The organism is Microvirga terrestris, assembly GCF_015694425.1.
In the GTDB taxonomy this organism is placed as follows: Bacteria; Pseudomonadota; Alphaproteobacteria; order Rhizobiales; family Beijerinckiaceae; genus Microvirga; species Microvirga terrestris.
This window is the reverse complement of the sequence record NZ_JADQDN010000001.1, coordinates 685,717-705,699: the sequence shown is the minus strand read 5'-3', so window position 1 is coordinate 705,699 and position 19,983 is coordinate 685,717. Positions and strand designations below refer to the sequence as shown.

General features: G+C 62.5%; 16 protein-coding genes and 2 tRNA genes. 4 read left to right on the top strand and 14 right to left on the bottom strand.

Translation table 11 applies throughout. From position 1 onward, the window contains the following. Nucleotides 1-8: 8 nt before the first annotated feature. From I2H36_RS03245 to I2H36_RS03230, 4 genes are all read right to left on the bottom strand, one after another. Complete coding sequence (locus I2H36_RS03245; RefSeq protein ID WP_196262412.1) at nt 9-260, bottom strand: hypothetical protein; 252 nt, start codon at nt 258-260, stop codon at nt 9-11. After that, the gene (gene clpA, locus I2H36_RS03240; protein ID WP_196262411.1) at nt 257-2,719 is read right to left on the bottom strand and encodes an ATP-dependent Clp protease ATP-binding subunit ClpA; all 2,463 of its coding nucleotides are present in this window, start codon (nt 2,717-2,719) and stop codon (nt 257-259) included. The genes I2H36_RS03245 and clpA overlap by 4 nt, the downstream gene beginning before the upstream one ends. Before the next feature lie 28 nt (nt 2,720-2,747). Further along, entirely contained in the window at nt 2,748-3,152 is a 405-nt protein-coding gene (gene clpS / locus I2H36_RS03235; protein WP_210330899.1) for an ATP-dependent Clp protease adapter ClpS, read from the bottom strand. Between the two features lie 272 nt (nt 3,153-3,424). Next, nucleotides 3,425-3,757, bottom strand: a complete 333-nt coding sequence (locus I2H36_RS03230; protein ID WP_196262410.1) for a phasin family protein — start codon at nt 3,755-3,757, stop codon at nt 3,425-3,427. Nucleotides 3,758-4,013: 256 nt separating this feature from the next. Here I2H36_RS03230 and I2H36_RS03225 point away from each other — a divergent pair, with 256 nt between their 5' ends. Next, on the top strand, nt 4,014-5,612 hold the full coding sequence (locus I2H36_RS03225) for an SPOR domain-containing protein (protein WP_196262409.1): 1,599 nt from the start codon (nt 4,014-4,016) through the stop codon (nt 5,610-5,612). A gap of 79 nt (nt 5,613-5,691) precedes the next feature. Here I2H36_RS03225 and I2H36_RS03220 read toward each other — a convergent pair whose 3' ends face one another. The 5 genes from I2H36_RS03220 to I2H36_RS03200 all read right to left on the bottom strand — a co-directional run bounded on the left by I2H36_RS03220 (nt 5,692) and on the right by I2H36_RS03200 (nt 10,479). Then, a complete protein-coding gene (locus tag I2H36_RS03220; protein WP_196262408.1) occupies nt 5,692-6,402 on the bottom strand; it encodes a DnaJ domain-containing protein in 711 nt (236 codons plus the stop codon). Nucleotides 6,403-6,485: 83 nt separating this feature from the next. Then, nucleotides 6,486-7,193: a glutathione S-transferase N-terminal domain-containing protein gene (locus tag I2H36_RS03215; protein ID WP_196262407.1), complete on the bottom strand. Its 708-nt coding sequence runs from the start codon at nt 7,191-7,193 to the stop codon at nt 6,486-6,488. 93 nt (nt 7,194-7,286) lie between these two features. Beyond that, nucleotides 7,287-7,643 (bottom strand): hypothetical protein, encoded by a 357-nt coding sequence (locus I2H36_RS03210; protein WP_196262406.1) that lies wholly within the window; start codon nt 7,641-7,643, stop codon nt 7,287-7,289. 368 nt (nt 7,644-8,011) lie between these two features. Beyond that, nucleotides 8,012-8,449: a DUF1489 family protein gene (locus I2H36_RS03205; RefSeq protein ID WP_196262405.1), complete on the bottom strand. Its 438-nt coding sequence runs from the start codon at nt 8,447-8,449 to the stop codon at nt 8,012-8,014. Between the two features lie 53 nt (nt 8,450-8,502). Next, nucleotides 8,503-10,479, bottom strand: coding sequence for an acetyl/propionyl/methylcrotonyl-CoA carboxylase subunit alpha (locus tag I2H36_RS03200; RefSeq protein ID WP_196262404.1), 1,977 nt, complete (start codon nt 10,477-10,479; stop codon nt 8,503-8,505). Nucleotides 10,480-10,705: 226 nt separating this feature from the next. Here I2H36_RS03200 and I2H36_RS03195 point away from each other — a divergent pair, with 226 nt between their 5' ends. Continuing rightward, entirely contained in the window at nt 10,706-12,052 is a 1,347-nt protein-coding gene (locus I2H36_RS03195; protein WP_196262403.1) for an Nramp family divalent metal transporter, read from the top strand. 129 nt (nt 12,053-12,181) lie between these two features. Here the strand turns inward: I2H36_RS03195 and I2H36_RS03190 are convergent, their stop codons facing one another. The 5 genes from I2H36_RS03190 to I2H36_RS03170 all read right to left on the bottom strand — a co-directional run bounded on the left by I2H36_RS03190 (nt 12,182) and on the right by I2H36_RS03170 (nt 18,043). Continuing rightward, nucleotides 12,182-14,890 carry a valine--tRNA ligase gene (locus tag I2H36_RS03190; RefSeq protein ID WP_196262402.1) on the bottom strand — a complete coding sequence of 903 codons (2,709 nt, stop codon included), beginning with the start codon at nt 14,888-14,890 and terminating at the stop codon, nt 12,182-12,184. Nucleotides 14,891-14,981: 91 nt separating this feature from the next. Next, complete coding sequence (locus I2H36_RS03185; RefSeq protein ID WP_196262401.1) at nt 14,982-15,530, bottom strand: PopZ family protein; 549 nt, start codon at nt 15,528-15,530, stop codon at nt 14,982-14,984. A 156-nt stretch (nt 15,531-15,686) separates the two neighbouring features. Further along, nucleotides 15,687-17,045, bottom strand: coding sequence for a TolC family outer membrane protein (locus tag I2H36_RS03180; protein WP_196262400.1), 1,359 nt, complete (start codon nt 17,043-17,045; stop codon nt 15,687-15,689). A 239-nt stretch (nt 17,046-17,284) separates the two neighbouring features. Then, a complete protein-coding gene (locus tag I2H36_RS03175) occupies nt 17,285-17,947 on the bottom strand; it encodes a protein-L-isoaspartate O-methyltransferase family protein (RefSeq protein WP_196262399.1) in 663 nt (220 codons plus the stop codon). A 22-nt stretch (nt 17,948-17,969) separates the two neighbouring features. Further along, nucleotides 17,970-18,043 (bottom strand) — tRNA-Cys (locus I2H36_RS03170). A 209-nt stretch (nt 18,044-18,252) separates the two neighbouring features. Between I2H36_RS03170 and I2H36_RS03165 the strand changes: the two genes are divergently transcribed. Both I2H36_RS03165 and I2H36_RS03160 read left to right on the top strand, forming a co-directional pair. Continuing rightward, nucleotides 18,253-18,327, top strand: a tRNA-Asn gene (locus tag I2H36_RS03165). Nucleotides 18,328-18,411: 84 nt separating this feature from the next. After that, complete coding sequence (locus I2H36_RS03160) at nt 18,412-19,893, top strand: cryptochrome/photolyase family protein (RefSeq protein WP_196262398.1); 1,482 nt, start codon at nt 18,412-18,414, stop codon at nt 19,891-19,893. Nucleotides 19,894-19,983 lie beyond the last annotated feature (90 nt).

The following is a 19,983-nucleotide window of genomic DNA, read 5'->3' as shown; positions in this document are numbered from 1 at the left end:
AGCCGACCTCAGAGTGTGGCCAGGATAGCCTCGATGCCTTCCATGATCGCTGCCGGCGACGTGCCAAGAGCTCCCAGGCCCACTTCCAGGAACCAATAACAGCCAAGAATGATCACCGGCACGAGGATCCAGCCGAGGATTTCCTCAAGCCAGACGCGCCGGCGACGGCGCTGGTACCGCTTCTCGCGCCACGAGACCTTCGCCGGAGCGTCCAGGGTGTGGGAGGCCTGCAGCGGCCCCTCGTGAATTTCGCTCGTCATGCTCTAACCAATGGAACCTTCGGAACGGTGCGGACACCTCCGCCTCCATTACCATCTGATCCTTTCGGCTTCACCGACTTTTTCGCCTTCGTGGATGCGGGCTTCGCCTTCGGCTTCTTCTTCGCGTTGGTCACAACCTTCTCGGGCTTTGGTTTCACCGGGCCTTCCACGTATTCGAAGCCCAGGCTCTGAAGGCCGATCTCGTCGGTCTTGACTACGACCTTGACCGCCCCGCCGTCCTTGAGGCGTCCGAAGAGAACCTCGTCCGCCAAGGGCGTCTTGATGGTGGTCTGGATCAAACGGCCCATCGGGCGGGCGCCCATGGCCTCGTCATAGCCGTGCTCGACCAGCCAGTCGCGGGCCTCGTCCGTAAGCTCGATCGACACGTTGCGGTCGGCGAGCTGGGCATCCAGCTGCATAACGAACTTGTCGACGACCTTCTGAACCACTTCCTTGGGCAGGTGACCGAAGGAGATGATGGCATCGAGACGGTTGCGGAACTCCGGCGTGAACAGCTTGTTCACGGCCTCGGTGTCGTCGCCCTCCCGCTTGGTGCGGGTGAAGCCATAGGCCGGGCGAGCCATGTCGGCGGCGCCCGCATTCGTGGTCATGATGATGATCACGTTGCGGAAATCGACCTGCTTGCCGTTATGGTCCGTCAGCTTCCCGTGATCCATGACCTGGAGCAGGATGTTGAACAGATCCGGGTGCGCCTTCTCTATCTCGTCGAGCAGGAGCACGCAGTGCGGATGCTGGTCGATGCCGTCGGTCAGGAGACCGCCCTGGTCGAAGCCCACATACCCGGGAGGTGCGCCGATCAGGCGGCTGACTGTATGCCGCTCCATGTACTCTGACATGTCGAAGCGCAGGAGCTCAACGCCCAGCGATGTGGCAAGCTGCTTGGCAACCTCGGTCTTGCCGACGCCCGTGGGACCGGCGAAGAGATAGGAGCCAATGGGCTTCTCCGCGTCGCGCAGGCCGGCGCGGGCCAGCTTGATCGCCGAGGACAGCGCCTCGATGGCCTTATCCTGCCCGTAAACGACCCGCTTGAGGGTGTCCTGCAGGTGCGCGAGCACCTCCGCGTCGTCCTTCGACACGGTCTTAGGCGGAATCCGGGCCATGGTGGCGATGGTCGCCTCGATCTCCTTGATGCCGATGGTCTTCTTGCGACGGCCCTCAGGGAGAAGCATCTGCGACGCGCCGGTCTCGTCGATCACGTCGATCGCCTTGTCCGGCAGCTTGCGGTCGTTGATGTAGCGGGCGGACAGCTCCACCGCCGCCTTCACGGCGTCGTTGGTGTACTTGAGCTTGTGGAAGTCCTCGAAATAGGGCTTCAGGCCCTTCACGATCTCGATGGCATCCGGCACCGACGGCTCGTTCACGTCAATTTTCTGGAAGCGGCGCACAAGGGCCCGGTCCTTCTCGAAATATTGGCGATATTCCTTGTAGGTCGTCGAGCCGATGCAGCGGAGACTGCCCTGGGCCAAGGCGGGCTTCAGCAGGTTGGAGGCATCCATGGCGCCGCCCGAGGTGGCGCCGGCACCGATCACCGTGTGGATCTCATCGATGAACATGATGGCGTTCGGATGGGCCTCGATCTCCTTCATCACCTGCTTCAGGCGCTCTTCGAAGTCGCCGCGATAGCGAGTGCCGGCGAGCAGCGTGCCCATGTCGAGGGAGAAGACGGTTGCGCCCTTCAGAACCTCAGGCACCTGACCCTGGACGATCTTGCGGGCAAGGCCTTCCGCGATGGCGGTCTTGCCGACGCCGGGATCGCCGACGAGGAGCGGGTTGTTCTTCTGGCGGCGGCACAGGACCTGGATGGTGCGCTGGACTTCGGACTCACGGCCGATAAGCGGGTCGATCCGGCCTTCCTTCGCCTTCTTGTTGAGATTGACGCAGTAAGCCTCGAGGGCATCGCCCTTTTTCTTGGTGCGCGCATCACTCTCGTCCTGGGTCGGACGCTCGTTCGGCGCTTCCTCCTCGGAACCGCGCGGGGAGCGGCTCTCGGTGAGGCCCGGACGCTTGGCGATGCCATGGCTGATGTAGTTGACCGCGTCGTAGCGGGTCATATCCTGCTCCTGCAGGAAGTAGGCCGCATGGCTCTCCCGCTCGGCGAAGATGGCGACGAGCACGTTGGCGCCTGTCACTTCATCCCGACCAGAGGACTGCACATGGATCACGGCCCGCTGGATCACGCGCTGGAAACCGGCCGTCGGCTTGGAATCCTGGCGTCCGTCCGCGACAAGGTTGGCAAGTTCGCTGTCGACATAGTCCACGAGGTTGCGGCGGAGAACATCGAGATCGACATTGCAGGCCCGCATGACGGCAGCCGCATCCTGGTCGTCGATCAGGGCCAGGAGAAGGTGTTCGAGGGTTGCGTATTCGTGACGGCGCTCGCCGGCAAGAGCGAGGGCTCGGTGAAGGGCTTGTTCAAGACTGCGAGAAAAGCTCGGCAACGGCTTGTCCTTTATGAGCAGGGCTCGGCTAATTCTTTTCCATTACACATTGCAGAGGGTGTTGGTGCTTGCGGGCGAAATCCATCACCTGGGTCACCTTGGTCTCGGCAATTTCGTAGGTAAAAACTCCACATTCCCCGACGCCGTTCTGGTGTACGTGCAGCATGATCCGGGTCGCATCCTCCCGGTTTTTGTTGAAGAAACGCTCCAGCACATGCACCACGAACTCCATCGGGGTGTAATCATCGTTCAAGAGGAGAACGCGGTAAAGGTTCGGCCGTTTCGTGCGCGGCTTGGTTTTCGTAATGATGGCCGTGTTCGAGCGACCACCATCCTCGCCTCCAGGATCTCCCCCAGGAGGCTGAGACCCGCCGGCAGCCGAAATCGGAGACTGCCCCGACAGAGTCAAAGTACCGTAAGCTAACCGCAGCATCGTCGGACGTCCGCCCCTTCTTCTCGTCTTGGCCCCGGCCATAGGCCACATCTCGGTTTGGACCAAAGCACACAGCCAAATCTATAGTCGCTCCATTCGGTTCGCCAGATCAACCAGATGGGTGGTCGCAGGATGGATGAAAAGAGCGACATCTTGGTCACGCCTTCGCGACCCGGTCGACCGGGTCGCGCGCCCGGGCGCTCTGCCCTTCAACGCAAAGCGCCCGGCACGAGGCCGGGCGCTTCATCCGAACGGATAGAGACTTGGCTGCTTCAGGCAGCTGTCTTGGACAGGAGGCCTTCGTAGGGCTTCAGCGTCTCGGTGGCGAGGCTCGAGTAGAGCGAGCCCAACTTGGTCGATTGGCTGACCAGGTTCTCATAGGCGCCCTTCACGTAAGCCGTCTGGATCTCGACCGCCTTGTCCAGGGTCTGCACGCCGAGCAGCTTCTCAACCGTGGAGGAGGTATGCTCGAACGACTTGCGTGCGAACTCGGCCGCCTCAGTGGCGATCGCCTGGGAGGTGCTGGAGAAAGCGCCGAGCGCCTTCATGGTGGCATCCAGGTTGTCCTGGCCGAGCTTCTGAATCTGGGTGAACGGCTGAAGCATTGTGAACCTCGACAATAACGCGTTTAATGATGGTCAGCGCTGCTAAGCAGCTGACGGAGTCCTTTATGTGCAATGCACAAAAAGTTGTCAAGTTTTATTGTGCATTGCACAATAACCCATCCGAGAGAATCCTCCCTGTTAACCCCCCCGTAACCGCAACCCCTTACCGTCAGACCATGTGTTGCGCCGGCAACGGTTCCTTTTAGAGAGCCGGGCGCAAGGGCCTAAGAACCAAACGAAACAGGGATTTTTCAGCATGAATTCGGTTTGGACAGGACACCGAAAGGCATGGGCTCTCGTTGGTATCGTCGCGTCATTTGCCATTACGATCACCTCTCCCGCTGAGGCAGCGCGTCGCAAGGCTCCGGCTGGCGGCGGCTATGGCCCTCCCAGTGCCTCCATCGTCGTCGATGCCAAGACAGGGAAGATTCTGCAGGGCGAGAATATCGATGCGCCCCGCATTCCCGCCTCCATCACGAAGGTCATGAGCCTCTACCTGCTCTTCGAGCAGCTTGAGCGGGGCCGGATGACCCTCGATACCCCCCTTACAGTTTCGTCTTATGCGTCCAGCCAGCCGCCGACCAAGCTTGGCCTGCGTCCGGGCTCGACCATCGCGGTCGACGACGCCATCAAGGCGATGGTCACTCTCTCGGCTAACGACGTGTCCGTCGTGGTTGCCGAGAACGTTGCCGGTTCGGAAGAAGACTTCGCTCGGATGATGACCCGCAAGGCGAGGGAGCTCGGCATGAGTTCCACCGCCTTCTACAACCCGCATGGCCTGCCGAACGATCCGCCGAACATCACCACCGCGCGCGACCTGTCGGTGCTTGGCCGGGCGATTCAGGACCGCTTCCCGAAATATTTCGCCTATTTCCAGACCAGCTCCTTCCAGTATGGCAAGCGCACGATCCGCGGCCACAACCGGCTCCTGGGCAAGGTTGAGGGGGTGGATGGGATCAAGACCGGCTATACACGCCTGTCCGGCTTCAACCTGCTGACCTCGGTCAACACCGCCAACCGCAGCATCGTCGCCGTGGTGCTCGGCGGCCGTTCCGGCGCCTCCCGCGACCAGAAGATGGCCAGCCTGATCGACGATCAACTGCCCCGCGCCTATGCCGGCGCCCGCATCGCGCCGCCGGTGGTCGAAGGTGCCGCCCAGCCCACTATGGTGGCCGAGGCCCCCGCTCCGCGTCCTGTCGAGCCGGCTCCCGTGCAGGCCCCGATCAGGGTTGCCTCCGCCACCCCGGAGGCTCCGATGGCCCAGGCGACGACGCCGCAACCTGCCCCCGAGCGCAAGCCTCTCGATCTGAACACGCTTCGCCCGGTCGTGGCATCAGCAACCGGCGCAAGCTCCACCACGACGCCCTCCTCCACCTCCTCGGTGCGCTGGCAGAAGGGCCAGGAGCCTCTGCCGCTGAATGCTCAGGCCTATGCCGCCCTGCCCCCGCAGGCGGCCCCGGCCCAGATCCCGGCGTCACAGAAAGCTGCCTTGGTGGCCAAGATCGAAGCGAAGCCCGTCGAGGCAGCTCCTGCAGCCTCGGCTCCGATCAAGACCGCTTCGCTGAAGGTCGATGTTCCCGAGCCGAAGAAGGTCGAGCGTCCGGCCGTGTCCGGATGGGTGATCCAGCTCGGCGCCACGGATGACGAGTCCAAGGCCAAAGAGATGCTCGACTCGGCCCGCAGCCGCTTCGGCAAGGTGCTCGGCAAAGCCGCGCCGTTCACGGAGAAGGTGACCGTCGACGGCAGCACCCTCTATCGCGCCCGCTTCTCCGGCTTCTCGGAATCGGACGATGCCTCCAAAGCCTGCAAGCAGCTCAAGAAGAGCGGCGTGAACTGCTTCGCCTCCCGCGCCTGAAGCAGGATTGAAGAACCCTGAGACGGTGCGTGTGCTTGCACCGTCTCGGTCTGACAACAACCGGATCGCGCGTGGAGTATCAGCGATGTCGGCCCAGCAGGACTTCTCGCGCCTCGTTCACACGAGCCGCAAGATACGCCGTGCCCCCATGGTCGGGATGGAGCCTCTTCATCAGGGTTCGATGCGCTTTTCGGACCTCGTCCAGACTCGCACCCGGCTGAAGCCCCAGGATCTGATAGGCTTCCTCTTTCGTCATTACGCCCGACTGCGCATGAGTGCGCGTCCGCGTGTCACGATCTCCCTGAGCGTTTTCACGCCAGCCGGCAAACCGGCGATCAAGATACGCTTCTAGCAGAGGGACACCCTGCGGGTCGTGGGCGCTGCATTCATCAAAGAGGCGGCGCAGACTCGCCGGGTCGAGGCTCGAAAGGCGCCTTCCGGCGAAGGCCCCGACTAGAACGCTGCCTTCCACGGCGCCCGTCGCGTGGTCGATCTCCATTTCGATCATGGCCGAGCGGATGCGGGAAAAGCGGCCCGGCTGGGGCTGAGATCGGTTCCAGGGCCCGGTGAGGTTGAGAACGTTCCATCCCAGCGCCCAGGCACCGAGCCCGCCGATGAGAAGCGCAACGCCGGGTTGGCCTTTGGCCCCCACCCACACGGCCGCGCCGAGGGCGGCAACGCCACCGATGGTTCTAACGGCCTTCGCCAAAGCCTTCGGGTCGGTGCGCGTGTATGTCTTGCCCAGCCACCACAGAAAGGCGACTGCGGCGATTCCGAAAAGAAGCATCATTGTTTTACGTCCCCACCCCAACATGTGGGCCGGGATGGGGCAGATGTAAATCGCCGCTGGGAAGAACGCGGGAGTCCCCGACTTCAGGCCGGGCGCGCCGGAATGGCGAGGCCGCGCTCAACAGCCGGACGGGCCAAGCCCCGCTCCAGCCATGCAGGCACCCGCTTGAGGCTGTCGAACTCGACCAGTTCGCCCGCGCCGTAGAAGCCGATCAGGTTGCGCACCCAGCCCAGCAGGGAGATGTCGGCGATGGTGTACTCCTCGCCCATGATCCAGTCGCGGCCTTCGAGCCGGGTCTCGAGCACACCCAGCAGGCGCTTGGATTCGTTGCGATATCGCTCCAGCGGACGCTTGTCCTCGATCTCGCGGCCGGCGAACTTATGGAAGAATCCGAGCTGGCCGAACATCGGGCCGACAGCGGCCATCTGGAAGAACACCCACTGGATGGTCTCGTAGCGACGAACCGGGTCAGAGGGCAGAAGCTGGCCGGTCTTCTCAGCCAGATACAGGAGGATGGCCCCCGACTCGAACAGGCCGAATGGTTTGCCCTCCGGCCCATTGGGATCGATGATCGCCGGGATCTTGCCGTTCGGATTCAGGGACAGGAATTCCGGACCCCAGGTCTCGTTTTCACCGATGTTGATGAAATGCGGCTCGTAAGGCAGCCCGGTCTCCTCCAGCATGATGGAGACCTTCACGCCGTTGGGTGTGGGGGTGGAATAGAGCTGGATGCGGTCAGGGTGTTGAGCCGCCCAGCGGCTGGTGATCGGGAAAGCGGACAGATCGGCCATGAGAACTCCATCATCGACGTGAGTCGTGGTGGAGCGATGCTAGAGAGGTGACAGCGGCTTGCAAACGCGAAGCCGCTGCCCTTCGATCAAGTTTCAGTGCAGAAGCCGGACCGCGCCGCGCTGGCTTTCGCGCTCCCAAGCCTGGACGACGACGCCATTGATGCCGGAATCGTGCAGTCTGTCGCTCAGATCGATGAAGTGACGCTCGGTGGCTTCCACATCGAACTCGATCTGCTCGTCTTCCGACTGCTCCAGCTCACAGGCCGCGAAGCGCTCGTAGGCGGCTGACATTTCGGCATAGGCGAATGCGACCGGCAGGGTGCGGAAGATGGTGGAGAATTCTTCATCCAGCTCCCCGGTCGTCAGGTCGCGCATTTGGACGAGATACCCGTCATCATGCTCACAGACCTCATAACGCCAGTGCCGGCCTTCGGATGCACACATCAGCATCGGAACCTCCACTCAACTGAACTGCTGAGCCAATGCGGATCGAGGCAGCGAGGTTCCAGGACGAGCCCCAGCAAAAAAGTCTAACGAGAGATCCCGAATTCAGTCCGGACGCTGCCGCTGATCCGCACCTGTGTGCCGTTCCCGAGATCGATGAAGCCCTGCTCTGCCCTAAGGCCGTCACGCCTTTCCGCCTTTAAACCACTCGCCGGGAGGGGCTCCTCGCAGCCGGGCGGCAGTCTCACCTCCATGCCGGGCGGCAAGTGAGGCGTGCGGCAATCCTTCGCAAGCGCTGATCCAGCTGAGGCAATCAGAAGCAGGGAGAAGATGACAGGGAGCTTCATCGCAACGCCTCCTCGGATTCACATAAGTTACAGAAGACCGAGTTCAGCCAGTTCCCGGCGCATGTCCTCGGGCATCTTGGCGAGATCGCCTTCCCGACCATCGATATCACGCGGAGCGTCCTTGGCAACGAGATAGCGCCAGCCCTGGAAGGGCCTGTAGGGCCTTGGCTCCACGGCGATCACCTTCGGGTCCAGCACCAGCCGGCAGCGTCCGATGCCATCACTATCGGTGAAGGGGCGGACATCGAGAAGAGTTTGCCGTGCCGCGACCTGGCCTTTGATGACCCAGTACAGCGAACCGCCGCCCAAAAGCTCTTCCACGCGCTTGGGCACCATGCGGGTCGTATGCGTCTGCTCATAGTCGCGCCCGAGCCGGCGATGAACCGCACGATTCTCCTCGATCCATTCTTCGAGATCTGTAATCGAGTCGCAGCCGACGCAGAGTTTGATCAAGTGAAGGGCCATGTTGCTTTCAACCATGAGCATCGCGGATCAGACATCCGGCGATGCGCCGCAGGCTATTCCTCCATCTTGAGCACGATCAGGCGCGCCCCTTCGGCCACCTGGGCGCCAGGCTCAGCAGCGATCTCCGCCACCTTCGCATCGGTGGGAGCCACAAGCACGTGCTCCATCTTCATCGCTTCGACGATGGCAAGCCGCTGCCCCTTCTCGACCCGGTCCCCCGGCTGCACGAAAATCGCAATCAGTTTGCCATGCATGGGAGCTTTGATGGAGCCGCCCTCGTCCATGTGTTCGAGATCCACATCAAAGGGATCGTAAGGCTGCACCAGCGTCTGGCGTCCATTGCGCAGGATGTAGACGCCATGCGGCGCCTCGACCTCCTGGTCGATCTCCTCATCGGCCCAGGGGTCGCTCTCGCCGAATGCCACCGTGCTCGCGCCGTGATGCACCGCGCTGAACACCTCGCGGGCATCGACCCGCTCGCCATCCACAAGAAGCGGCACGCCGACGCTGCGCGCTCCGAGCAGCTGGAAGCCATCCGGGTTGGACCAGGGCGAGGATGGCTCGTCGCTCTTCTGCAGTTCGGCCATGCGCAACCGCTCGATCTCCCGCGAGATCAGCGCTGCCGCGCCGAACGAGACTGCGACATCGTCGCGCGGCTGAGGTCCCACGCCGAGTGCATCAAGATTGCGGTCGATGAAGCCGGTGTCGAACTGCCCTGCCCTGAAACCCTCCGCCTCGCAGAGCCTCTTGAGAAAAGCCGCATTGGTCTTCGGGCCGGCGACAATGGTTTGCCCGAGCGCCTCAGCTAGCCTGTCCAGCGCTTCCTCACGGGTTGCACCATACGCAATGACCTTGGCGATCATCGGATCGTAATAAGGCGTGACCTCCGATCCGGCCTCGACGCCGGTATCGATGCGGATGCCCTCGCCTTTCGGGAATTCCAGGGCCCAGAGCTTTCCGGTCGAAGGCAGGAATTCCTTCTCCGGATCCTCCGCATAGAGCCGCGCCTCGACGGCATGGCCGTCGATGATAAGATCTTCCTGGGCGAACGGCAGGGTCTCGCCGGACGCCGCGCGAAACTGCAATTCCACCAGGTCAAGCCCCGTGATCGCCTCTGTCACCGGATGCTCCACCTGAAGGCGGGTGTTCATCTCCATGAAGTAGAAACGGTCGGGCCGCAGGCCCTCGCGCCCGTCGGCGATGAACTCGACAGTGCCGGCGCCCACATAGCCGACCGCCCGGGCGGCTTCAACAGCAGCTCGGCCCATCACGTCGCGCATCTCGGGCGGCATGCCCGGAGCCGGCGCTTCCTCGATCACCTTCTGGTGGCGGCGCTGGAGCGAGCAGTCACGCTCGAAGAGATGCACCACGTTGCCATGGCTGTCGGCGAAGACCTGAATCTCGATGTGGCGCGGCGAGAGGATGTACTTCTCCACCAGCACGCGCGGATCGCCGAAGGCGCTCGAGGCCTCGCGCTGGGCGCTCTCCAGGGCCGCATCGAAATCGGCCGCCTTCTCGACCCGCCGCATGCCTTTACCGCCGCCGCCCGCGACCGCCTTGATGAGAACCGGGTAGCCGATCTCATAGGCTTTCTGGCGCAGGAAATCCGGGTCCTGCTTGGCGCCGTGGTAGCCGGGCACTACCGGCACGCCGGCCTGCTGCACGAGGGCCTTGGCGGCATCCTTCAGGCCCATGGCCTTGATGGCGGAGGCAGGCGGTCCGACGAACACGATGCCGTTCGCAGCACAAGCCTCGGCAAACTCCGCCCGCTCGGACAGGAAGCCATAGCCGGGATGAATGGAGGCGGCTTTCGTACGCCGGGCGACCTCGATGATCCGGTCTATCTGGAGATAGCTCTCGCGGGCGGGCGGCGGGCCGATGGGATGCGCCTCGTCCGCCATCTGCACGAAAAGCGCATCCGCATCGGCTTCCGAATAAACCGCGATGGTGCGCATCCCCAGCCTCTGGGCGGTACGGATGATGCGGCACGCGATCTCGCCGCGATTGGCAATCAGGACGCTCTCGAGCATGTCCATCCCTTATCTTGTGTCCGTTCAGGTTTTGGGAAAGCTAGAGCAAACCTCAAGGGACTTGTCACGCAGGAACCGTCTAGAGGCTTCCACCTCCAACAGGCTGGTGATCCATTGGGGCTAAAGCGGAACTCCCAATGCAACCTTATGCAACTCTCCCCTTGCCGGGACGTTTGTTCCACGCTAGCCTTCTCTTGCAAATAATTTGCAACTGCAGAAAGTGACCATGGATCAACCGGCTCCCGTCTCCCTCGTGCAGAAGGCCGCATGGCGGCGCCCCTCGGACCTGCCCTCCCTGCCGGAGGTCAACCGCTCGATTGCCGTGCGGCCGGGGTCGACGTGGCGACGGGCAGCAGCCTTCCTCGGGCCGGGCTATCTGGTGGCCGTGGGCTACATGGACCCGGGCAACTGGGCGACCTCCCTCGCCGGCGGCTCGAAATACGGCTATGCCCTGCTCTCCGTCGCGCTGATCTCCAACATCATGGCGATCATCCTGCAGTCGCTCTGTGCCCGCTTGGCGGTAGCCACCGGCCGCGATCTCGCCCAGGCCTGTCGCGACGCTTATCCCCGACCCGTCGCCTGGGGGCTGTGGCTGTTGGCGGAGCTTGCAATCTGCGCCACTGACCTCGCCGAGGTCATCGGCACTGCCATTGGCCTCAACCTGCTCTTCGGCATTCCGCTCGAGATCGGCGTCATCATCACGGCGCTGGACGTATTCCTGATCCTCTACCTCCAGAATCTCGGCTTCCGCTGGGTAGAGGCCTTCATCATCACGCTGCTTGGCGTGATCGCAATCTGCTTCGGCATTCAGATCGCCATGGCCGATCCGGATTGGTCCGGCGTCATCACCGGTTTTGCGCCGACGACGGAGATCGTCACAAATCCGGACATGCTCTACCTGGCGCTCGGTATCCTCGGCGCGACGGTGATGCCGCATAACCTGTATTTGCACTCCGGCATCGTGCAGACGCGCGCTTACGGCGATACATTGAAGGAGCGACGCGAGGCCCTGCGCTTTGCCACGATGGACTCGACCATCGCGCTCATGTTCGCGCTCACCATCAACGCTTCCCTGCTCATTCTGGCTGCTGCGGCCTTTCATGGGACCGGCCGCACGGAGATCGCCGAGATCGGCGAGGCTCATACACTGCTGCAGCCCCTGCTCGGCAGCGCCGTCGCACCGATGCTCTTCGGCCTGTCGCTCCTGTGCTGCGGGCTGAACTCTACCGTGACGGCCACAATGGCAGGCCAAATTGTTATGGAAGGCTTCATCAACTTCAAGATGGAACCCTGGATGCGCCGCCTCATCACCCGCGGTATAGCGATCATCCCGGCAGCCGCCGTCACCATCGCCTACGGCGAAAGCGGCACGGCGAAACTGCTCATCCTGAGTCAGGTGATCCTGAGCCTCCAACTCCCCTTCGCGATCATCCCGCTGGTGACGATGACCGCCTCGAAAGCCAAGATGGGAGCCCTCGTCACCCCGCGCTGGCTCACGGCAGTCGCCAGCCTCATCGCAGTGGTGATCGTGGTGCTGAACGTGAAGCTGCTTGTGGATTTCGTGCTGGGGTGAGAGGTCTCAACCTCTCATCCACGTCATGGCCGGGCTTGTCCCGGCCATCTCGATAAGGAAAGCATCGCGCTCCATGCAATCGGGATCACCGGCACAAGGCCGGTGATGACGAGCGGATGAAAGACCGTCTCAAGCGTCCTTCAAGCGCCCAAGGGCCTCTTCCATTTTCGCTTTGCGGGTCAGGGCCTCTTCACGGCGCTCGCGCTGCTCATCGACCACTTCTTCCGGCGCACGTTTGAGGAAATCCGCGTTCCCGAGCTTCGCGTCGATCTTGCCGACCTCCACATCGAGCTTCTGGATTTCCTTGGCGAGGCGGGCGCGCTCCGCATCGAGGTCGATCACGCCCTCCAGCGGAAGCGCCGCCGTCTCACCGCGGATGAGGAGCTGGATCGAGCTCTTCGGAGCGGCATCCGCGAAGGAAATGTCCGAGATACGCGCCAAGCGCTTTACGATATCGCCCCAGCGACCGGCGCGAGTCTGCACGTCGGCAGAGGATGCCACGAGCACCAGCGGGATCTGCGCCCCTGCCGGCACGTTCGTCTCCGAGCGGGCGGAGCGGATCTCGTTGACGAGGTCCACCACCCAGCCAATCTCGGCCTCGGCCTTCCCGTCGACGAGGTGTTCGAGGTTGGACCAGGGCGCAAGCGCCAGGATCGTCTCGCGCCGCGGGCCGTCCTCGCCTTTGATCGCCCACAGCTCTTCCGTCAGGAAGGGCATGAATGGGTGCAGGAGCTTGCAGATCTCGTCGAAGATGAACGCGATCGTTGCGCGGGTCTCGGTCTTCGCCGCAGAATCGGCGCCCTGCAGCACCGGCTTGGCGAGTTCGAGCGTCCAGTCGCAGAACACGTTCCAGACGAAGCGATAGGCCGAGAGCGCCGCCTCGTTGAACTTGTAGGCCTGGATGCCTGCCGACACCTCGTTGATCGCCTTTGCGCATTCGCTGAGCGCCCACTTGTTGAGCGTCTCCTGCACGGCCTTCGGATAGAAGCCGGCAACGCGCTTGCACTCGTTCATCTCGGCGAAGCGCGCGGCGTTCCAGATCTTGGTCGCAAAATTGCGGTAGTTCTCCACGCGCTGGACAGAGAGCTTGATATCGCGTCCCTGCGCGGCCATCGACGCAAGAGTCATGCGCAGGGCATCGGCGCCGTATTGATCGACCACCTCGATGGGATCGATGACGTTGCCCTTGGACTTCGACATCTTGGCGCCCTTCTCGTCGCGGACGAGAGCGTGGATGTAGACCGTGTCGAAGGGCACTTCGTCCATGAAGTGCAGGCCCATCATCATCATGCGGGCGACCCAGAAGAAGATGATGTCGAAACCCGTGACCAGCGTGTTGGTCGGGTAGTAGCGCTTCAGCTCCGGCGCGTCGTCCGGCCAGCCGAGGGTCGAGAACGGCCACAGTGCCGACGAGAACCACGTGTCGAGCACGTCCTCGTCACGCTTGAGCGGAACGTCCTTGCCGTGCCTGGTGCGCGCCTCGGCCTTGGCCTCTTCCTCGCTCATGGCGACATAGACATTGCCCTGGTCGTCGTACCAGGCCGGGATTTGGTGACCCCACCATAGCTGGCGCGAAACGCACCAGGGCTCGATGTTCTCGAGCCACTGGAAGTAAGTCTTCTCCCAATTCTCAGGCACGAACTTGGTCTGGCCCTTGCGCACCACGTCGAGCGCGCGGTCGGCCAGCGGCTTCACGTTCACGTACCACTGGTCCGTGAGGTAGGGCTCGATCACCACGTTCGAGCGGTCGCCGTGCGGAACCGTGTGGGCGTGCGGCTCGATCTCGACGAGGACCTCGCGCTCTTCCAGCATCGCGACGATGCGCTTGCGTGCCTCGAAGCGATCAAGTCCATCGAGGGCTAGAACGGCCTTGAGATCATCCGTCTGCGTGAGCCCATCGAGGAAGTCTTCGTTGCCGCTGAGCGCAAGCTGCGCCTCCGTTCCAAAGATGTTGATGAGCGGCAGCTTGTGACGCTTGCCGACTTCGAAATCGTTGAAGTCGTGCGCCGGCGTGATCTTCACCGCACCGGTGCCCTTCTCAGGGTCGGAATACTCGTCCGCCACGATGGGAATGCGGCGTCCGACGAGCGGCAGGATCGCGAATTGTCCGATCAGGTCCTTGTAGCGCTCGTCCTCCGGATGCACGGCCACGGCGACATCGCCGAGCATGGTCTCGGGGCGCGTAGTGGCGACCGTAATGGAGCGGTCGGGCTGGCCGTCGATGGCATAGCGGATGTGCCAGAGATTGCCCTTCACCTCGACCTGCATGACCTCCAGATCGGAGATCGCCGTCTGGAACTTGGGGTCCCAGTTCACGAGGCGCTTGTCCTTGTAGATCAGGCCCTGCTTGTAGAGGTCCACGAAGACCTTGAGCACGGCCTGGGACAGGCCCTCATCCATGGTGAAGCGCTCGCGCGACCAGTCGCAGGAGGCGCCGAGGCGCTGGAGCTGGCTTTTGATCTTGCCGCCGGATTCGTCCTTCCACTCCCAGACGCGATTGATGAATTCCTCGCGGCCGAGGTCGCGGCGCTGGATCTGGCGCTCGGCGAGCTTGCGCTCCACGACCATCTGGGTGGCGATGCCGGCATGGTCCATGCCCGGCTGCCAGAGCACGTCCTTGCCCCGCATCCGCTCGAAGCGGCAGAGAATGTCCTGGATCGTGTTGTTGAGGGCATGCCCCATGTGGAGCGAGCCGGTCACGTTCGGCGGCGGTATGACGATGGTGTAGGGTACGGCGTCCTTGCGATCCTCACGGCCGGCCTTGAAGGCCTCGGCCTCCTCCCAGCGGGTGGAAATGCGTGCTTCGACAGCGGAGGGATCGAACGTCTTGTCCATCATGATAGTTACCGGCCTGTTGGCGCGAACAACGCGCAAGCAAGACGGCTACAAACCGGACCGACCGGCCGAAGTCAACAGACGCGGGACAATCTCAGCCCCGGCCGCGGGTTACCCGCTCGATTTCGGTTCGGACCAAGCGCTCGACTAGGGAAGGAAGATTGTCGTCGAGCCATGTCTTCAGCATGGGCCTCAGCATCTCCTTCATCAGGTCCTCGACCGTCTGCGGCTGAGCGGGCTTGACCGTCTCATTCAGGCGGCTGAAGGCACCGGACACCGAGGCGCTGGTCTCGCTGGAGAGGAGACTATCGGCAGCGGGCGGGGCGGGTCTGGCCGCAGCCTTCAGAACGGGCTTAGGCACTATGATGGGCTCGAGCCCAGGCTCATCCGGTGCATCGAAGGCCCTCCAGTCCAAACTGGACTCCGCGTCGGACCGAGGATCGACGAAGGCAGCATCCCCTCGGCTCCAGGGCCCCAGAAGAGGCTCATTGGGACTCGTGCCGATGAGCGGCGACACATGCAGTTCCGCAATGTCCAGCACATTCTTCAGGGGTGAGGAACTCGGCTCCTGGGGGTCGGAGGATGGCGAAACCTCCTGGTCGTCGGAGATGATCCGCCTGATGGAAGCCAAAATATCTTCCATCGATGGCTCGTTAACTTTCAGGCTCGATGAACCCATAGCCGCATCCAAATCAAAAACTTCAAGAATCACATTCTCAAGAATGTTCGTTCAGTATTTTACTGAAGTATTAAGAAAACAAGCGGGGCCAGAACTAAAAAGCCCTGGCCCCGAAACTTATCAACGACCGTCAGGCGTCGATGTACCGATCCAAAGATCCTTGACCTGATCGTAGTGAATCTTCGGGCTGTAGTGATTCACCTTCAGAGCCAACGCGCGGGAGTTGAGCCGCCCCATGGCATTGACGAGGCTGTACGAGGCAACCACCCGGTCGCGCTGAGCCTGGATGAGGTTCACACGGGCGGTGAGAAGTTCCTGCTGGGCGTTCAGGACGTCAAGGGTCGTGCGCTGACCCACACGGGCCTCCTCGCGCACGCCGCTGAGCGCCGTTTCGGCGGCGTCGATCTGAGCCTGGGCGGCCTGGATCTGAGCGCGGGCCGCTTCCAGACGACCCCAGGACGACTGCACGGCAGCGCGAACCTGGTCACGGACTGAATCGGCCTCAAGACGACGTTGTCCGGCTTCTTCCTTGGCCTGCCGGGTAGCAGCGTAAACCTGACCGCCCTCGTAGATCGGCACCGTCAGTCGCGCGACTACGGAGGCGGAAAACGTTTGATCTCCAGCCGACTGGCTGGAATAGCGCTGGTCCACGGAACCAGCCACGCCCAGTTGCGGTGCAAGTGCGCCCTGGGCCACCTTCACCTGCAGCTCGGCCACATCCACCGCATGCTGACGCGCCTTGATCGCAGGATGCTCGTTCAGGGCGACCCTCACGGCTGCATCGACCGACCGCGGCGTCAGGGTGTCCAAGGGGCGTCCAGGCGCCAGCTGCTGAGGTTCGACCCCGACGACCTGGCGATAGACGGCGATGCTGTTGCGCAGGTTGGCCTCGGCCAAGCTCGCTTCGGACCGTGACGCCGCAAGGCGCGCTTCCGCCTGGGCGACATCTGTCCGGGTCACTTCGCCGACATTGAAGCGGTCTCGCGTCTGCCGCAGTTGCTCGTCGATGACCTCGACGTTGTTGCGCTGCAGGTCGAGGATGGCCGTATCTCGCAGGACATCCATATAGGCGGTCGCGGCATCGAGCAGCACGCTCTGCTCGCTCGTGTTGAGCTGTTCTCTCGAGCCGAGCACACCGGACTCTGCTGCTCGAACGCGGTTGCTGGTCTGAAACCCGTCGAAGATCGACTGATTGATCTCAACTCCAAAGCCTCGAGGGGTAATAATATTATTGCTTCGAGTAGCTCCCCCAAACACGCCCTGTCGACTGGCGTCTGAATAGGTCTGGCCGTAATCCGCCGTTGCATTGATCCTGGGGCGATAGCCCGATTTCGCCTGTGCGACGTCCTCGTCCCGGACCCGGACACTGGCCCGCTGGGCGTTCAACTCGGGATTGTTGCCATAGGCGCGCGCCAAGGCGCTCTCCAAGGTTTCTGCCGACGCGCCGCTAGCCCCCATCAGCACAAACACCGAGGTCATCGCCCCAAAGAGCAAGCGATACGTTTTCTTGGAATTCTTTTCGTTCACGCGCACCTGCCCACCGATTCAAAGCCGTCGACCGCCATCGAGGCCATTTTAGAAATCGTTCCGACTCAAAGCGCAACAATAACCATGGGAACCGAGTCGGCAACAACGCGCTGCGCTCAATTCCATTTTTGCGCTGGGGTGGCGCAAAAAAGCGACACCGCGAACCATAGAAATTAAGGATCTGGAAAGGATCAGAACGTGAAGCCGGGGACTTGAACGAAAGGAGCCAGCAGGGGTGCGGCCGCCTCGAACAGGGCACGCTCGCCAATGGCATCACCCGTGCGGACATAGAGGGTTGCCCGGGCTGCGCGCCCGCGGCCCTTCACGCAGGCAAGACGCCCGCCTTCCGCCAGCTGATGAAGCAGCACCTCGGGGCGAACCTCGACAGCGCCGTTGATCAGAATGGCATCGTAAGGCGCATTGCCGGCATGGCCCTGCTCCAGGGGTCCTGTCACGACAGTAACATTTCCTGCACCAGCCGAGCTCAGGCTCTGTCGCGCCGCACCGGCAAGCGCATCGTCGGCCTCAAGCCCCGTGACCTGAGCGCCAAGCTCGCTGAACACCGCCGAGGCGTAACCGCGGCCGCAGGCCACGTCGAGAACCCGGTCGCCTTTCTCGATCCCGAGAGCCTGGACCAGGCGCCCGAGGATCATCGGGGAGAGCATGTAGCGCCGTTCGGCCCCGTCGCTGACGAGAACGTCCTGGTCGATATAGGCAAGCTCTTCCCGACCCGGAAGCACGAAAAGCTCGCGCGGCACAGCATCCATGGCGTCCAGAAGAGGGATGTCGTTCACATCGAAAGTGCGCAGCTGGCCATCAACCATGATACGGCGCGCTTGAGCGAAATCGACCATCGACAGTGCCTTTAGAAATTGTTGGAGGCCTCGCCCGGAATCGAACCGGGGTGCAAGGATTTGCAGTCCTCTGCGTAACCACTCCGCCACGAGGCCATCCGGGGCGTGCCGCGAACGCGACGGCTGCTCCATAGCAAGCGTCCCCCCAAAGAGCAACAGCCCCTTTTAAACTCGGGTGCGCCAACAAGGGGGTTGCAACACTCGAAACCCATGCTATATGCCTCCCACCTCGCCGGGAACGGTCTTCGAAGACACCCCGGCGCTCGAGAAGCTCCTGTTTCAGCTTCTTTGGAGGTTAGGCTTATTCCGGCGTGGCGCAGCGGTAGCGCAGCGGACTGTTAATCCGTTGGTCGTAGGTTCGAATCCTACCGCCGGAGCCAACCTTACCTCTCCTCCCCCATCAAAACTTGTCGATCTGTGCACTCAGTTGTCGCGCGTTCGAAGCGCGGCTGTATTGTGCCGCCATGAGCAGCGATTCACAAAAGCCCGTCCTCGTCTGGTTCCGTGACGATCATCGCCTGAGCGACAACCCTGCCCTGTCTGCGGCGGCGGCAACCGGATCGCAGGTTCTATGCTTCTATGTGCTCGATGATGAATCGGAAGGGATCCGCCCGCTTGGAGCCGCCGCCTGCTGGTGGCTCCATGGATCGCTCAAGGCGCTCAGTGAGACTTTGGAGCGCGCCGGCTCCAGCCTTCTTATCCTGAAAGGCTCGGCTCTCGACCTAGTTGAGAGCGTGGTGCGGGAAACTGGTGCCTCGGCGGTCTACTGGAACCGCCGCTATGGCGCGGCCGAGATCGCCGTGGATAGCGCCATTAAGAAACGCCTGTCGGATGCAGGTATCAAGGTTCACAGCTGCAGCGGCCGCCTGCTGCACGAGCCCTGGGAGATCACGAACCAGGCCGGCAAGCCATTCCAGGTCTTTACCCCATATCTTCGGGCCGTAAACGCCCGGTCCATCAAGCCTCCGCTTCCGGCACCGCGACGGCTGAAGGGTGGCGTCTGGCCGCGATCGATCCTTGATCGGGCCATTCCGCTGACGGAGCTTGGCCTTGAACCCTCATTCCCCGACTGGGCCGGCGGTATGAGGCAGGTGTGGGAACGGGGTGAGCACGCAGCTCAGGCTCGGTTCTCCCGGTTCATCGAGACAGGCCTGAAAGGCTATGCCGAGCGGCGGGATCTGCCTTCGCAGGAAGGAAGTTCGCGTCTGTCACCGCATCTGCGCTTCGGGGAAATCAGCCCGCGGCAGGTTTGGCACGCGGTCATGAATGCGGTTGCCGCTGAGCCCGGCCTCGGGCCGGATGCAGAGAAGTTCCTCAGCGAGATCGCCTGGCGCGACTTCACCTACCAATTGCTTCATTTCCACCCGCATCTGCCGGACAAACCGCATAGCAGCCGGTTCGATAACTTTCCCTGGATTCAGGATCGCCCATCCCTCAAGGCCTGGCAGAAAGGTCTCACCGGCTATCCGATCGTCGATGCCGGCATGCGCCAGCTCTGGCAGACCGGCTGGATGCACAACCGGGTGCGCATGATAACCGCATCCTTCCTGGTGAAGCACCTGCTGACCGACTGGCGACAGGGCGAGGCGTGGTTCTGGGACACGCTCGTTGATGCGGATCCCGCCAACAATGCCTTCAGCTGGCAGTGGATTGCAGGCTCCGGCCCGGACTCGGCTCCCTTCCATCGGATCTTCAACCCGGTGACGCAGGGCGAGAAGTTCGATCCCGAGGGAGATTACATTCGAACCTTTATGCCCGAACTCTCGCAACTTCCTCCAGGCTTCGTCCATAAGCCCTGGGAGGCTCCGCCCGCAGTGCTTCGTGAAGCGGGCGTTGTTCTGGGCGAAACCTATCCGAAACCCATCGTTCCACATGGCCCGGCGCGGGAGCGTGCCCTTGAGGCCTTTCGCAGTCTGCGGGGCTTGGCATCCGAACCAACTGCCTGACATCCGACGAAGAGAATGGCTTGACCCGTCGCGCCCATTGCAGTCAGCATCGCCCCTCGCCTTTCCGACAAGGGTCCTCCGCCCCCATCT

Coding starts and splice junctions, on each gene's coding strand:
- I2H36_RS03225 (WP_196262409.1), top strand. CDS start 4,014: ATGAATTCGGTTTGGACAGGACACCGAAAGGCATGGGCTCTCGTTGGT.
- I2H36_RS03175 (WP_196262399.1), bottom strand. CDS start 17,947: ATGGTCGATTTCGCTCAAGCGCGCCGTATCATGGTTGATGGCCAGCTG.
- I2H36_RS03185 (WP_196262401.1), bottom strand. CDS start 15,530: ATGGAAGATATTTTGGCTTCCATCAGGCGGATCATCTCCGACGACCAG.
- I2H36_RS03205 (WP_196262405.1), bottom strand. CDS start 8,449: ATGGCCCTTCACTTGATCAAACTCTGCGTCGGCTGCGACTCGATTACA.
- I2H36_RS03210 (WP_196262406.1), bottom strand. CDS start 7,643: ATGCTGATGTGTGCATCCGAAGGCCGGCACTGGCGTTATGAGGTCTGT.
- I2H36_RS03160 (WP_196262398.1), top strand. CDS start 18,412: ATGAGCAGCGATTCACAAAAGCCCGTCCTCGTCTGGTTCCGTGACGAT.
- I2H36_RS03215 (WP_196262407.1), bottom strand. CDS start 7,193: ATGGCCGATCTGTCCGCTTTCCCGATCACCAGCCGCTGGGCGGCTCAA.
- I2H36_RS03245 (WP_196262412.1), bottom strand. CDS start 260: ATGACGAGCGAAATTCACGAGGGGCCGCTGCAGGCCTCCCACACCCTG.
- I2H36_RS03180 (WP_196262400.1), bottom strand. CDS start 17,045: ATGACCTCGGTGTTTGTGCTGATGGGGGCTAGCGGCGCGTCGGCAGAA.
- I2H36_RS03190 (WP_196262402.1), bottom strand. CDS start 14,890: ATGATGGACAAGACGTTCGATCCCTCCGCTGTCGAAGCACGCATTTCC.
- I2H36_RS03230 (WP_196262410.1), bottom strand. CDS start 3,757: ATGCTTCAGCCGTTCACCCAGATTCAGAAGCTCGGCCAGGACAACCTG.
- clpS (WP_210330899.1), bottom strand. CDS start 3,152: ATGCTGCGGTTAGCTTACGGTACTTTGACTCTGTCGGGGCAGTCTCCG.
- I2H36_RS03220 (WP_196262408.1), bottom strand. CDS start 6,402: ATGATGCTTCTTTTCGGAATCGCCGCAGTCGCCTTTCTGTGGTGGCTG.
- I2H36_RS03200 (WP_196262404.1), bottom strand. CDS start 10,479: ATGCTCGAGAGCGTCCTGATTGCCAATCGCGGCGAGATCGCGTGCCGC.
- I2H36_RS03195 (WP_196262403.1), top strand. CDS start 10,706: ATGGATCAACCGGCTCCCGTCTCCCTCGTGCAGAAGGCCGCATGGCGG.